This is a genomic window from Pseudomonas sp. WC2401 (assembly GCF_041200115.1).
Lineage (GTDB): Bacteria > Pseudomonadota > Gammaproteobacteria > Pseudomonadales > Pseudomonadaceae > Aquipseudomonas > Aquipseudomonas fragi.
Genome location: NZ_CP165623.1, coordinates 1,529,308 through 1,542,516 on the forward strand (window position 1 = coordinate 1,529,308; position 13,209 = coordinate 1,542,516).

Below are 13,209 nucleotides of genomic sequence, written 5' to 3' on the forward strand. Positions count from 1 at the left end.
CTTAGGAGCCCTCGATGAATTCAAGTCGACCTTATCTGGTGCGTGCGCTCTATGAGTGGATCGTTGATAACGACTGCACTCCGCACATGCTGGTTAACTCTGACTACCCCAAGGTGCAAGTGCCTGCGGGTTTTGCCAGTGACGGGCAGATTGTCCTGAATGTTTCGCCAACCGCCGTGCGTCAATTGCACATGGACAACGAAGCAGTAAGCTTTGAAGGGCGTTTTGGTGGTGTGCCACACACGTTGTACGTGCCTATTGCCGCAATCCTGGGCGTTTACGCTCGTGAGAATGGCCAGGGCATGGTGTTCGACCTGGAAGAGCCTCTGGAGGCTGATGACGAGGTTGAGCCGGATGACGACGGTCCGCCGCCAGGCTCAGAGCCGCCGCGCCCTACAGGCCGACCAAGCCTGAAAGTGGTGAAGTAATAAAAAAGGCGACCTGAAGAGGTCGCCTTTTTTGTGCCTGGCAGTTGGGGGCTGTCAGTCGATGTACTCGAACAGTTTGACGATTTTCTGTACCCCGGAAACGCTCTGTACAAGGCTGGTGGCACGGGCGGCTTCCTGCTTGGTGACCAGGCCGAGCATGTAGACGATGCCGTTCTCGGTGACCACCTTGATGCGCGAGCCGGGAATGGCGCTGTCGGTCAGCATCTGGGTCTTGATCTTGGTGGTCAGCCAGGCATCGTTGTTGCGTGCCAGGATCGACGAGGGTGCCATGACCTGCAGCTCGTTGTTGACCTTCTTCACCCGCTGCACTGCAGCAGCGGCCTGTTCGGCCTGAGCCTTGAGGTCGGCGCGCGGAGTCTGGCCGGCCAGCAGCACGATGCCGTTGTAACTGGTGACAACAATGTGCGAGCCGGTGTCCAGGTCAGGGTTGGCCTTGGCCACGTTCACGGCAACTTTGGTTTCGATCAGGGAGTCATCGATTTTGCTGCCGAAGGTGCGGGTGCCGCGATCATCCTCAATGGGCTTGTCACGGGTGGCGGTCAGTACCGAACTGCAGCCGGCGGTCAGACCAAGACACAGGGTCAGGGCTACCAGGCCTAGGCGATTAAAAGTCATTCTTCACTCCCGAACAGTTGGCTGTCGATCAGATCGCACAAGCAGTGGATCGCCAGCAGGTGGACTTCTTGAATACGTGCAGTGACATTGGACGGAACGCGGATTTCCACATCCTCGGGCAGCAGCAGCGAGGCCATGCCGCCGCCGTCGCGGCCGGTCATTGCGACCACGATCATTTCGCGGTCATGGGCCGCCTGGATCGCCTGGATGATGTTGGCCGAGTTACCGCTGGTGGAAATGGCCAGCAACACGTCGCCGGGCTGGCCGAGGGCGCGGATCTGCTTGGAGAAGATCTCGTTGAAGCTGTAATCGTTGGCGATCGAGGTGATGGTCGACGTGTCGGTGGTCAGTGCGATGGCAGGCAGGCTCGGGCGCTCGCGTTCGAAGCGGTTGAGCAGCTCGGATGAAAAGTGCTGGGCGTCGCCTGCCGACCCGCCATTGCCGCACGAGAGCATCTTGCCTTCGTTGAGCAGGGCGTTAACCATCACCTGGCTGGCTTGCTCGATATGGGGGGCGAGCACTTCCATTGCCTGCTGCTTGGTGTCGATGCTGGCCTGAAAAAGCTGGCGGATCCGGGATTGCATGTCCATCTATGTGACCTTAAGTAGGGCGGCTGGTCGGGCGTGATCCAGGTGTTGCTGGGTGACTTCCCGGCACAAGAATGTGCAGCCCGCAAAGCAAAGCAAAATCGTTAAAAAAGGGTGCTGGAATCGGCCTGGCAGCGCTACTGGCTGTCAAAGGCATTCCGTAGCCAGTTCAATCGGGGTGTTGTGCTGTCCATTGTCACTACGTCAAAGCGGCACGGGTGATTGGCCCAGCGCGCTTGTTGCTGCAAAAAGTGCTGGGCGGCCAGTACCAGCTTTTGACGCTTGCGTGCATCAATACTGGCCAGTGCGCCACCCCATTGCGCATGTTGGCGGTAACGAACTTCGACGAATACTACTGTATCGCCGTCAAGCATGACCAGATCCAGCTCGCCACGCTTGCATGACCAGTTCTGCGCCAGCAGGCGCAAACCCTGTTGCTCAAGATGCCGCAGCGCCAGACGCTCGGCATCCTTGCCAGCTTGCTGGCTTGAGCGTTCGGGCATCAGTTGATCGTAGCCGGCAAGCGTTGGGGCTGGCCATTGGTGAATTCGGCCCACGGTAGCTGGCGTTCCACGCGCTGTGTCGGGCTCATGCTCAGGCTGCCGGACATGCCGTCAATCCGGCTGTCGGGCAGGGCCTTGAGCTGGCCCAGGCTCGGTGCCAGGCGGTAGGCGTCAATGCCCATCGCGTACAGGCGCCCCAGGCTGCCACCGGCTTGTGGCCATTGTGCGGTCACTTGCTGGCGCAGCGGGTTGCTCGGGTCGAGCAGCCAGGGGGTTTCACAGAAGCGGATGCCGTTCATGTCGTTGTACTGGTTCTGGTCGCCGCTGGCGCTGAACACATGGGACGTCGCGTAAACCGGCAGGTCGCCAGCGTACTGGTAGTTCAGGGTCGGTTTGATCTGCTGAGCCTGCTGCGGGGTGGCGGCGAGGAACAGGAACTGCATGTCCTGGCGCCGTGTCGGTTCGGCCGAACCGCCGTTTTTGCGCAGTTGCACCAGATCGGCGACTTGCTGGGCCAGGGCCACAGGCTTGTCGATATGCTCCACGCCGACGAGGGTGCCGCCGTGGGCTTCCCATTCCTGGCGGAAGGCCTTGAGTACGCGGTCGCCCCATTCGCCGACCGGCACCATCGCGCCGGCGCGGGTCAGGCCGTCGGCCCGGGCGCGGCGCGCCACTTCACGGGCTTCGTCTTCAGCCGCCAGACCGAACTGGAACAGTTGCGCCGGGCCTTGTGTGCCTTCGCTGTAGTTCAGGGCCAGGGTGGTGATTGGTAATTGCTGGCGGGTGCTGAGTTGCTTGACCAGGGATTTCTCCAGCGGGCCCACCACCAGCTGCACGCCGTCGGCCTGGGCCTGACGGTAGAAGTCGTCCAGCGAGGTCAGGCGCGAGCTGTCATAGAACTGAATGCTCGGCGGGTTTTGACCTGCTTGCTGGGCCTGATAATGCGCGGCCATGAAGCCATCACGCAGTGCCTTGCTCACCGAGGCCAACTGGCCCTCCTGTGGCAGCAGCAGGGCGATTTTGGTCAGGGGCTGGCTGGCCAGTTCCTTGAGCTTGATCAGCGGTGTCGGCAGCTGGATGGCGGCCGGGTGGGCCGGATTCTGTGCGCGCCATTGGTCAATGGCGTTCTGTTGGTCTTGCAGGGTGCCGGCGCTCTTCACGGCCAGGGCCAGGGACATCCAGCCGCCCAGCACATCATTGCTCTGGCTGTGCAGTTGCTCGACCGGCAAGCTGGCCACCAGCGCCCAGATAGCGTCGTTGTTGCTGTTGGCGGCTTCGCCGGTCAGGTTCGGGCTCAGCGCTGCGCGTTCGCGGGCGGCGGCCAGGGCCTGGCCGTCAGCCTCCAGGGCGCGGGCATGGACAGTGCGGGTGCGCACTTGCAGGTCCACTGGCAGCTCGGCCAGGATCGCCGTGCTTGGATGGTTCAGGGCAGCGACTGCGGCCTTGGGGTCATTGCGGCTCATCGCCAGCTCGGCTGCCAGGGTGTTGGCAAAGACCTGTTGGGCGGGCTTGAGTGAGTCCAGCGGGACCATGGCCAGGATCTGCGCGGCGCGAGCATTGTTTTGCTGGCGCTGGGCAAGATCGGCTGCCGACAGGCGGAGCAGGGCGGCTTTTTCCGGATTGGTGCTCTCGGCGGCCTGCTGGAGCAATTGCTCGAGGCTGGCATCCGGGGTCCGTGGAAGTTCGCCAAGGCTGGACGAGGGCGAGCTGGCGCAAGCCGCCAACAGGGCAGCAAGGCAGAGGGCAGTGAACAGCCGCAGGCAAGCGATCATGTAGTGTTCCTGATACTCGATCAAATGAGTTGGGAAGTGTACCCAAGCACTGGCCGGGGCGCGATGTTAGCGGCAATAAAGCCTGAATTTAGATGCGTTCTGTACGTTGTGGCAGTAAAAGTTTACCCGCTTGGCGTTTTGCGGCCTGCAGGGTGGGTGCGTTCATGAGGGCTCTACGCGCTACAATGGCGCCTTTAACTCTTATGAGGTGTGCGTTTTGACTGCTCCAGGTGATTTGAATTCCGTTCTTGGCTCACTTTATGTGGTGGCCACGCCCATCGGTAACCTGGACGACATCAGTGCGCGTGCGCTCAAGGTATTGCGTGACGTGTCGCTGATTGCGGCCGAAGACACGCGCCACTCCCTGCGTTTGATGCAGCACTTTGGTATTTCCACGCCGCTGGGCGCCTGTCACGAACACAACGAGCGGGATGAGGGCAGCCGTTTTATTCAGCGTTTGCTGGCGGGTGAAGATGTGGCGTTGATCTCTGATGCCGGTACGCCGCTGATTTCCGATCCGGGTTATCACCTTGTGCGCCAGGCGCGGGCGGCCGGGGTCAAGGTTGTGCCCGTGCCGGGTGCCTGTGCCTTGATCGCCGCCTTGTCGGCTGCAGGCCTGCCCTCTGATCGCTTTATCTTTGAGGGGTTCCTGCCGGCCAAGGCCGTCGGGCGTCGTTCGCGCCTGCAGTTACTTAAAGAAGAGCCGCGCACGCTGATTTTTTACGAGGCGCCGCACCGTATTCTTGAGTGCCTGCAAGATCTTGAATTGGTATTTGGGCCTGAGCGTCCGGCATTGCTGGCGCGAGAGCTGACCAAAACCTTCGAGACGCTCAAGGGCTTGCCCTTGTCCGAGTTGCGCGCTTTTGTTGAAAATGACAGTAACCAGCAGCGCGGCGAGTGCGTGGTTCTGGTTGCCGGCTGGACTGCGCCTGAAACAGAAGAGGCGGTCAGCAGTGAAGCGATGCGTATTCTCGACTTGTTGCTTAAAGAGATGCCACTCAAGCGTGCGGCTGCACTTGCTGCTGAAATAACCGGTGAGCGCAAAAACGTCTTGTACCAAGTTGCACTTGAAAAGCAGAAAGCAGAGTAACGATTGATATCAAGTGATGGCTTTTTGATATCTTTGCAGGGCTGACCCCGTGACTAAAGGCCGCAACTCAGGCAAATCAACCTGCCTTGCGGCGTTTAACGCTTGTTCTATACGCTCTGTACAGTTAATCTTCGCGCCGGAGAGTCGATTGGACAGTCGCTGCCCTCTATGAAAATTAGGGGGGGGAGGAAAGTCCGGGCTCCATAGGGCGAAGTGCCAGGTAATGCCTGGGAGGCGTGAGCCTACGGAAAGTGCCACAGAAAATAACCGCCTAAGCGCTTCGGCGCCGGTAAGGGTGAAAAGGTGCGGTAAGAGCGCACCGCACGACTGGCAACAGTTCGTGGCTAGGTAAACCCCACTTGGAGCAAGACCAAATAGGGTCCCAAGGCGTGGCCCGCGCTGGGACCGGGTAGGTTGCTAAAGATGTCCAGTGATGGCCATCGTAGACGAATGACTGTTCACGACAGAACCCGGCTTACAGATCGACTCTCCACCTTTTTCTCTTCTGCTTGCCCTGCAGGCAGATTGCTTTACTCGAAGTCGCTTTATCCCCCGCTATTCAATGTCAGAATATTTCCCGACGTAATGCCGAAAAGTTCTTACTCTTAACAAACTACTTTAAGTTTGAAGTCTAGAGCTTTGAATTGGCAGCACGTCGCTGGTCAAAAAATCCCTCCGCTTACTGCTCCACGTCTGTTTCCCCTCCTAAATCTCCGTTATGTAAGGGTTTTCCTGTAGGCCGCTCCTTGACGGTGGTGTGGGCGCATTCCTATAGTGTGCATAAGTGGCGAAAAGTGGCATGAAGTGGGTTTTTTAGACGTAAAACGCTAATATTTGGAGATGCGACCAGTGTTTCGCGGAGCCAACGCAATCAGTCTCGATGCCAAGGGCCGACTCGCAATGCCGAGCCGGTACCGTGACGAGCTGATTTCGAGGAGCGCCGGGCAACTGATCGTGACCATTGATGCGGTCGATCCCTGCTTGTGTGTGTACCCGCTGGATGAGTGGGAACTGATTGAAACCAAACTTCGGGCGCTGCCTTCATTGCGTGAAGAAAACCGCCGTTTGCAACGTCTGTTGATTGGTAACGCCGTCGACCTTGAGCTCGATGGCAGTGGTCGTTTTCTGGTGCCGCCCCGCTTGCGCGAATATGCCCGACTGGACAAGCGCGCAATGCTGGTGGGCCAGCTGAACAAGTTTCAACTGTGGGACGAGGATGCCTGGGAAGCGGTTTCTGCCGCCGACCTTGCAGCCATTCAACAACCGGGCGCGATGCCTGACGAACTGCGTGATTTAATTCTGTGACTATAGATAGCGGCTTCAACCACATCACCGTACTGCTCGACGAAGCCGTAGAGGCTCTCGCCGTACGCCCTGATGGATGCTATCTGGATGGCACCTTCGGTCGCGGCGGACATAGCCGCCTGATACTCCAGAAGCTCGGCCCTGAGGGGCGTCTGCTCGGGTTTGATAAAGATCCACAAGCGATTGCCACCGGGCAAGCGCTGGCGGCCGAAGACGGCCGCTTTGTCATTGTGCAGCGCAGTTTTGCCGAGATGGGATCCGAAATTGCCGAGCGCGGCCTGGCTGGCAAGGTCGATGGCGTGCTGCTCGACCTGGGCGTGTCTTCGCCGCAGCTGGACGACCCGGAGCGTGGCTTCAGCTTTATGAACGACGGTCCTCTGGACATGCGCATGGACCCGGACCGCGGCATCAGTGCGGCCGAGTTCGTCAACACGGCGTCCCAGGAAGAGATCGCCCGCGTGTTCAAGGAATACGGCGAAGAGCGTTTCTCCGGGCGCATGGCGCGTGCGGTTGTCGAGCGTCGCGACATCAAGCCGTTCGAGCGCACTGGTGATCTGGCAGAAGTCCTGAAAGTGGCCAACCCGGCCTGGGAAAAGGGCAAGCACCCGGCAACCCGTACTTTCCAGGGCCTGCGCATTCATGTGAACAACGAACTGGGTGATCTTGAGGCGGGCCTTGAAGCTGCTCTTGAGTCCCTGGCGATCGGCGGCCGCCTGGTCGTGATCAGCTTCCACTCGCTGGAAGACCGCATCGTCAAACTGTTCATGCGCAAACTGGTCAAGGGCGAACCTGACAACCTGCCACGCGGCTTGCCCGTGCAGCACGTTGCCTTTGTTCCGAAAATCAAGATTCATGGCAAGGCACAGACCGCGTCTGAAGCCGAACTCAAAGCCAATCCGCGCTCGCGCAGCGCTGTCATGCGCGTCGCGGAGAAGCTTCGTTGAACAAGCTCTTCGCCAAACCACTTCCCGGCGGAAGTTTTTTCATGCTGCTGTTGTTTATTGGCGTGCTGGTTTCGGCTGTGGGCGTTTCTTATAGCGCCCACTGGAACCGCCAGTTGCTCAACACCCTGTACGGGGAGCTGAGTGTGCGTGACAAGGCGCAGGCAGAATGGGGCCGGTTGATTCTCGAACAGAGCACCTGGACTGCCCATAGCCGTATCGAAACCCTGGCGAGCGAACAACTGAAAATGCGCATTCCGGGCGCAGCAGAAGTTCGAATGGTGGCGCCATGATCAAACTCGAAGGCGCGCTCTATCCGTGGCGTTTTCGTGTGGTGCTGGCCTTGCTGGCACTGCTGGTAGGCGCAATCGCGTGCCAGATCGTTTATCTGCAAGTGATCGACCATGACTTCCTCAAGGGCCAGGGCGATGCGCGCAGCTTGCGGCATATCCCTATCCCTGCTCACCGAGGCCTGATTACCGACCGTAATGGCGAGCCATTGGCCGTGAGTACGCCGGTGACCACCCTGTGGGCCAATGCCAAGGAAATGCAGGTTGCCAAAGACCGTTGGCCTGCATTGGCGCACGCGCTTGGGCAAGATCCCAAGGTGCTCACTGCGCGCCTGGAGCAGCAAGCCAATAAAGAGTTTATCTACCTGGTCCGGGGCCTGACCCCCGAGCAGGGCCAGGTCGTGCTCGACCTCAAGGTGCCGGGCGTTTATGGCATTGAAGAGTTCCGTCGCTTCTACCCGGCGGGCGAAGTGACCGCGCACATGGTCGGCTTCACCGATATCGACGACAAGGGTCGGGAAGGCGTCGAACTGGCCTATGACGAGTGGCTGGCCGGTGTACCTGGCAAGCGACAGGTCATCAAGGACCGGCGCGGGCGTCTGATCAAGGACGTGCAAGTGACCAAAAACGCCAAGGCCGGCAAGACCTTGGCGTTGTCGATTGACCTGCGCCTGCAATACCTGGCCAACCGCGAGCTGCGCAATGCGCTGGTCGAGAACGGCGCCAAGGCCGGCAGCCTGGTGATCATGGATGTGAAGACCGGCGAGATTCTGGCCATGGTCAACCAGCCCACCTATAACCCCAACAACCGTCGCAACCTGCAACCGGCGATGATGCGCAACCGCGCCATGATCGACGTGTTCGAGCCGGGTTCCACGGTCAAGCCGATCTCCATGAGTGCGGCCCTGGAAACCGGGCGCTGGAAGCCTACCGACAAGGTCGAGGTCTACCCGGGCACCTTGCAGCTGGGCAAGTACACCATTCGTGACGTATCGCGCACCGAAGGTCCGGTCCTCGACCTGACCGGCATCCTGATCAACTCCAGTAACGTGGGCATGAGCAAGGTGGCCTTCGATATCGGTGGCGAAGCGATTTTCCGCCAGATGGCCAAGATGGGCCTGGGCCAGGACACCGGCCTGGGCTTCCCGGGTGAGCGCGTGGGCAACCTGCCCAACTACCGTGAATGGCGCAAGGCGGAAACCGCGACCCTGTCTTACGGCTACGGCGTTTCCGTGACTGCCATCCAACTGGTTCATGCCTTCTCGGCCCTGGCCAACAACGGCAAGCTGGCGCCGCTGACCCTGCTCAAGACGGACAAGGACAAGCCGGTTCAGGCCGCTCAAGTGATGCCCGAGCAAGTCGCCAAAACGGTGCAGGGCATGCTCCAGGAAGTAATTGAAAACCCGCGTGGTGTATGGCGTGCCAAGGTTCCGGCGTATCACGTCGGCGGCAAGTCGGGTACGGCGCGTAAAACCTCTTCCGGTGGCGTCAAGGGCTACGCAGTCAACTCCTACCGTTCGCTGTTTGCCGGCTTTGGCCCCATGAGCGACCCGCGCTACGCGATCGTTGTAGTGATTGATGAGCCGAGCAAGGCGGGCTACTTCGGTGGTCTGGTATCGGCTCCGGTATTTAGCAAAGTCATGTCCGGCACCCTGCGTTTGATGAACGTGATCCCGGATAACCTGCCAACGGCAGCGGAGCAACAAGCAGCGGCAGCCGCTGCAGCAGCCAAAGGAGGGCGCGGCTAATGTCCCTGAGCCTGAACAAGATTTTTCCTCACGCCGGCCACGATCTGCTGATTCGTGAACTGAGCCTCGACAGCCGCACTGTACGCGCAGGTGATTTGTTCCTTGCGGTTCCTGGCGGCAAGCTCGATGGGCGTGAACATATTGCCGATGCGCTCAAGCGCGGTGCGGCTGCCGTGGCGTATGAAGTGGACGGCGCTGATGTGCTGCCCATCTCTGCGGTGCCGCTGATTCCGGTCAAGGGCCTGGCGGCGCAGCTGTCAGATATCGCCGGGCGCTTTTATGGTGAGCCCAGCCGTCATTTGAATCTGGTCGGGGTCACTGGCACCAACGGCAAAACCAGCGTTACCCAACTGGTGGCCCAGGCGCTCGACCTGCTGGGTCAGCACTGCGGCATCGTCGGCACCCTGGGCACCGGGTTCTATGGCGCGCTGCAAAGCGGCCGTCACACCACACCGGACCCGATTGCCGTACAAGCCATGCTGGCCGACCTGAAAAAGGCCGGGGCCAAAGCGGTGGCGATGGAGGTTTCCTCCCACGGTTTGCATCAGGGCCGTGTCAGTGCCCTGGCATTCGACGTTGCCGTGCTGACCAACCTGTCCCGCGATCATCTGGACTACCACGGCACGATGGAGGCTTACGCTGCCGCCAAGGCCAAGCTGTTTGCCTGGCCGGACCTGCGTTGCCGCGTGCTCAACCTTGATGATGAATTCGGTCGTCAACTGGCCGGCGAAAAACACGATTCGCGCCTGATCAGCTACAGCCTTGAAGACGCCAGCGCCACCCTGTATTGCCGTGATGCGACCTTTGACGACGACGGCGTGCGCGCCACCGTGGTCACGGCGCAAGGCGAGCATCTGTTGCGCAGCTCCCTGCTGGGGCGTTTCAACCTGAGCAACGTATTGGCTGCCGTTGGCGCCTTGCTGGGGCTGGACTACCCGCTGGATGAAATTCTCAAAGTGCTGCCCAAACTGGAAGGCCCGGTCGGGCGTATGCAGCGTTTGGGTGGCGGCGACAAGCCGCTGGTGGTGGTCGACTACGCCCACACCCCGGATGCCCTGGAAAAAGTCCTGCTGGCCCTGCGCCCGCATGCCAAAGGTCAGCTGCTGTGCCTGTTCGGCTGTGGCGGCGACCGCGATCGCGGCAAGCGCCCGTTGATGGCGCAAGTGGTTGAACGTTTGGCTGACGGTGTACTGGTCACTGATGACAACCCGCGCAGCGAAGCACCGGGGCAAATTTTCGATGACATCCGTGAAGGTTTTATCGCGCCGCAGGACGTCACGTTTGTTGCGGGCCGTGGCGATGCCATTGCGCAACTGATCGCTGGTGCCAGCGCCGATGACGTGATTGTGCTGGCCGGTAAAGGTCATGAGGACTATCAGGAAATCAATGGCGAGCGCCATGATTTCTCTGATCTGGTCGAAGCCGAAAAAGCCCTGAACGCCTGGGAGGCCGCCCATGCTTAAGCCTCTGTTGCTAAGTGAAGTGGCCGCTGCCCTGCAAGGGCGTGTGGTCGAGGCCGACTGCCGGTTCAATGGCGTCAGCATCGACAGCCGGGCGATCACCAAGGGTCAGCTGTTTATCGCACTGACCGGGCCGCGCTTCGACGGTCACGATTATCTGAATGAAGTGGCCGCCAAGGGCGCCGTTGCCGCCCTGGTCGAGCGCGAAGTGCCGGAATCGGCACTCCCACAGCTGGTGGTTGCGGACACTCGTGAAGCACTGGGCCGGTTGGGTGCGCTCAATCGTGCCGGCTATGACAAACCGGTCGCAGCGATCACTGGCTCCAGCGGCAAGACCACGGTTAAAGAAATGCTCGCCTGCATCCTGCGCACCCGTGGCCCGGTGCTGGCGACCAAAGGCAACCTGAACAACGATCTGGGCGTGCCGTTGACGCTGCTCGAACTGACCGCCGAGCACACGGCTGCGGTCATTGAGCTGGGTGCTTCGCGGGTCGGCGAAATTGCCTATACCGTGGCCATGACCCAGCCCCATGTGGCCGTGCTCAACAATGCCGGCACTGCCCATGTGGGCGAGTTCGGCGGCCCGGATAAAATCGTCGAGGCCAAAGGCGAAATCATCGAAGGGCTGAAGGCCGACGGCATCGCTGTCCTGAATCTGGATGACAAGGCATTCGCCATCTGGAAGAACCGGGCTGCAGGGCGCAAGGTGTTGAGCTTTGCCCTGAACAACCCTCAAGCCGACTTTTATGCCAGCGACCTGAGCCGTGACGCTCGCGGCTGCCCGGGCTTCACCTTGCACAGCCCGTTGGGTAGCGAGCGGGTACAACTTAACCTGCTGGGCACCCATAACGTGGCCAATGCACTGGCCGCAGCGGCCGCTGCTCATGCCCTGGGCGTGTCGCTGTTTGGCATCAAAACCGGCCTTGAGGCGGTGTTGCCGGTCAAGGGCCGTGCCGTTGCGCAAGTGACCGCAAGCGGCCTGCGAATTATTGATGACACTTACAACGCAAACCCCACCTCAATGTGCGCTGCCGTTGATATACTCGCCGCCTTTTCCGGCCGCACCGTCCTGGTGCTCGGAGATATTGGCGAACTGGGTGAGTGGGCGGAGCAAGGACATCGTGAAGTAGGCGCTTATGCCGCCGACAAAGTTTCAGCGCTCTATGCGGTGGGACCCATGATGGCTCATGCCGTCACTGCTTTTGGACACCAGGCTCGTCACTTCGCCAATCAGGCTGACCTGATCAAGGCGCTTCGCGCTGAGCACGAAACAAACACCACTATTTTGATCAAGGGCTCGCGTAGCGCTGCGATGGAAAACGTCGTTGCGGCTCTGTGCGGTTCCAGCGGGGAGAAACATTAATGCTGCTGCTGCTAGCGGAGTATCTGCAACAGTTCTACAAAGGCTTCGCGGTCTTCCAGTACCTGTCCCTGCGCGGGATTCTCGGGGTGCTGACCGCGTTGACCTTGTCGCTGTGCCTGGGGCCGTGGATGATCCGCACCCTGCAAAACCGTCAGATCGGCCAGTCGGTGCGTAATGACGGCCCGCAATCGCACCTGTCCAAATCCGGCACCCCGACCATGGGCGGCGCGCTGATTCTGTCGGCCATCGCCATCAGCACGCTGTTGTGGGCTGACCTGAGCAACCGTTATGTGTGGGTCGTGCTGATCGTGACCCTGCTGTTCGGCGCCATCGGCTGGGTTGACGACTACCGCAAGGTCATCGAGAAAAACTCCCGTGGCCTGCCGAGCCGCTGGAAGTATTTCTGGCAGTCGGTCTTCGGCCTGGGTGCAGCGATCTTCTTGTACGTCACGGCGCCAAGCGCAGTGGAAACCACCCTGATCCTGCCCATCCTCAAGGATGCCAGCATCCCGCTGGGTATCGGCTTTGTGGTACTCACCTACTTTGTGATCGTAGGTTCGAGCAACGCGGTCAACCTGACTGACGGCCTCGATGGCCTGGCGATCATGCCGACCGTGATGGTAGGCGGCGCGCTGGGTATCTTCTGCTACCTGTCGGGCAACGTGAAATTTGCCGATTACCTGCTGATCCCGTATGTCCCGGGCGCGGGTGAGTTGATCGTGTTCTGCGGCGCATTGATTGGCGCCGGCCTGGGCTTTTTGTGGTTCAACACCTACCCCGCGCAAGTGTTTATGGGTGACGTCGGCGCACTGGCGCTAGGTGCAGCCCTGGGCACCATCGCCGTAATCGTGCGTCAGGAAATCGTGCTGTTCATCATGGGCGGTGTGTTCGTGATGGAAACCCTCTCGGTGGTGATCCAGGTAGCGTCCTTCAAGTTGACCGGCAAGCGGGTGTTCCGCATGGCGCCGATTCATCACCACTTTGAACTCAAGGGCTGGCCTGAGCCGCGCGTGATTGTCCGTTTCTGGATTATCACCGTGATCCTCGTGCTGGTTGGCCTTGCCACACTGAAGCTGAGGTAGAACC

13 protein-coding genes and 1 other RNA gene are annotated in these 13,209 nt (G+C 60.2%); 10 read left to right on the forward strand and 4 right to left on the reverse strand.

The window, feature by feature from the left end; all coding sequences use genetic code 11:
• Window positions 1-14: 14 nt before the first annotated feature.
• Complete coding sequence (locus tag AB3G35_RS07005) at window positions 15-428, forward strand: ClpXP protease specificity-enhancing factor (RefSeq protein ID WP_016779515.1); 414 nt, start codon at window positions 15-17, stop codon at window positions 426-428.
• Between the two features lie 54 nt (window positions 429-482).
• On the opposite strand, the gene AB3G35_RS07010 is transcribed toward AB3G35_RS07005, so the two are convergent.
• From AB3G35_RS07010 to AB3G35_RS07025, 4 genes are all read right to left on the reverse strand, one after another.
• Entirely contained in the window at window positions 483-1,064 is a 582-nt protein-coding gene (locus AB3G35_RS07010) for a BON domain-containing protein (RefSeq protein ID WP_016779516.1), read from the reverse strand.
• The gene (locus AB3G35_RS07015; RefSeq protein WP_016779517.1) at window positions 1,061-1,654 is read right to left on the reverse strand and encodes a phosphoheptose isomerase; all 594 of its coding nucleotides are present in this window, start codon (window positions 1,652-1,654) and stop codon (window positions 1,061-1,063) included. The genes AB3G35_RS07010 and AB3G35_RS07015 overlap by 4 nt, the downstream gene beginning before the upstream one ends.
• Window positions 1,655-1,788: 134 nt before the next feature.
• Window positions 1,789-2,154, reverse strand: coding sequence for a YraN family protein (locus tag AB3G35_RS07020; protein ID WP_088379001.1), 366 nt, complete (start codon window positions 2,152-2,154; stop codon window positions 1,789-1,791).
• Window positions 2,154-3,926, reverse strand: coding sequence for a penicillin-binding protein activator (locus AB3G35_RS07025; RefSeq protein ID WP_369782421.1), 1,773 nt, complete (start codon window positions 3,924-3,926; stop codon window positions 2,154-2,156). The genes AB3G35_RS07020 and AB3G35_RS07025 overlap by 1 nt, the downstream gene beginning before the upstream one ends.
• 235 nt (window positions 3,927-4,161) lie before the next feature.
• On the opposite strand from AB3G35_RS07025, the gene rsmI reads away from it, so the two are divergent.
• The 9 genes from rsmI (at window position 4,162) to mraY (ending at window position 13,205) form a co-directional block, all read left to right on the forward strand.
• Window positions 4,162-5,016 carry a 16S rRNA (cytidine(1402)-2'-O)-methyltransferase gene (rsmI, locus tag AB3G35_RS07030; protein ID WP_037000951.1) on the forward strand — a complete coding sequence of 285 codons (855 nt, stop codon included), beginning with the start codon at window positions 4,162-4,164 and terminating at the stop codon, window positions 5,014-5,016.
• A 140-nt stretch (window positions 5,017-5,156) separates the two neighbouring features.
• Window positions 5,157-5,510: RNase P RNA component class A (rnpB, locus tag AB3G35_RS07035), an RNA gene on the forward strand.
• Window positions 5,511-5,865: 355 nt separating this feature from the next.
• Window positions 5,866-6,321, forward strand: a complete 456-nt coding sequence (gene mraZ / locus AB3G35_RS07040; RefSeq protein ID WP_016779521.1) for a division/cell wall cluster transcriptional repressor MraZ — start codon at window positions 5,866-5,868, stop codon at window positions 6,319-6,321.
• The gene (rsmH, locus tag AB3G35_RS07045) at window positions 6,318-7,265 is read left to right on the forward strand and encodes a 16S rRNA (cytosine(1402)-N(4))-methyltransferase RsmH (protein WP_016779522.1); all 948 of its coding nucleotides are present in this window, start codon (window positions 6,318-6,320) and stop codon (window positions 7,263-7,265) included. Before mraZ ends, rsmH begins: the two co-directional genes overlap by 4 nt.
• On the forward strand, window positions 7,262-7,555 hold the full coding sequence (gene ftsL, locus AB3G35_RS07050) for a cell division protein FtsL (protein ID WP_019823808.1): 294 nt from the start codon (window positions 7,262-7,264) through the stop codon (window positions 7,553-7,555). The genes rsmH and ftsL overlap by 4 nt, the downstream gene beginning before the upstream one ends.
• Window positions 7,552-9,300, forward strand: coding sequence for a penicillin-binding protein 2 (locus AB3G35_RS07055; protein ID WP_083369777.1), 1,749 nt, complete (start codon window positions 7,552-7,554; stop codon window positions 9,298-9,300). The genes ftsL and AB3G35_RS07055 overlap by 4 nt, the downstream gene beginning before the upstream one ends.
• Window positions 9,300-10,763 carry a UDP-N-acetylmuramoyl-L-alanyl-D-glutamate--2,6-diaminopimelate ligase gene (locus AB3G35_RS07060; RefSeq protein ID WP_315245139.1) on the forward strand — a complete coding sequence of 488 codons (1,464 nt, stop codon included), beginning with the start codon at window positions 9,300-9,302 and terminating at the stop codon, window positions 10,761-10,763. Before AB3G35_RS07055 ends, AB3G35_RS07060 begins: the two co-directional genes overlap by 1 nt.
• Complete coding sequence (gene murF, locus AB3G35_RS07065) at window positions 10,756-12,123, forward strand: UDP-N-acetylmuramoyl-tripeptide--D-alanyl-D-alanine ligase (RefSeq protein WP_169910877.1); 1,368 nt, start codon at window positions 10,756-10,758, stop codon at window positions 12,121-12,123. Before AB3G35_RS07060 ends, murF begins: the two co-directional genes overlap by 8 nt.
• Window positions 12,123-13,205, forward strand: coding sequence for a phospho-N-acetylmuramoyl-pentapeptide-transferase (gene mraY / locus AB3G35_RS07070; protein ID WP_083369779.1), 1,083 nt, complete (start codon window positions 12,123-12,125; stop codon window positions 13,203-13,205). The genes murF and mraY overlap by 1 nt, the downstream gene beginning before the upstream one ends.
• The last annotated feature ends 4 nt before the right edge of the window (window positions 13,206-13,209 follow it).

Bases quoted from the DNA above. Each gene is read 5' to 3' on its own strand.
- AB3G35_RS07005 (WP_016779515.1), top strand. From the start codon at position 15: ATGAATTCAAGTCGACCTTATCTGGTGCGTGCGCTCTATGAGTGGATC.
- AB3G35_RS07010 (WP_016779516.1), bottom strand. From the start codon at position 1,064: ATGACTTTTAATCGCCTAGGCCTGGTAGCCCTGACCCTGTGTCTTGGT.
- AB3G35_RS07015 (WP_016779517.1), bottom strand. From the start codon at position 1,654: ATGGACATGCAATCCCGGATCCGCCAGCTTTTTCAGGCCAGCATCGAC.
- AB3G35_RS07020 (WP_088379001.1), bottom strand. From the start codon at position 2,154: ATGCCCGAACGCTCAAGCCAGCAAGCTGGCAAGGATGCCGAGCGTCTG.
- AB3G35_RS07025 (WP_369782421.1), bottom strand. From the start codon at position 3,926: ATGATCGCTTGCCTGCGGCTGTTCACTGCCCTCTGCCTTGCTGCCCTG.
- AB3G35_RS07055 (WP_083369777.1), top strand. From the start codon at position 7,552: ATGATCAAACTCGAAGGCGCGCTCTATCCGTGGCGTTTTCGTGTGGTG.
- AB3G35_RS07060 (WP_315245139.1), top strand. From the start codon at position 9,300: ATGTCCCTGAGCCTGAACAAGATTTTTCCTCACGCCGGCCACGATCTG.
- murF (WP_169910877.1), top strand. From the start codon at position 10,756: ATGCTTAAGCCTCTGTTGCTAAGTGAAGTGGCCGCTGCCCTGCAAGGG.
- mraY (WP_083369779.1), top strand. From the start codon at position 12,123: ATGCTGCTGCTGCTAGCGGAGTATCTGCAACAGTTCTACAAAGGCTTC.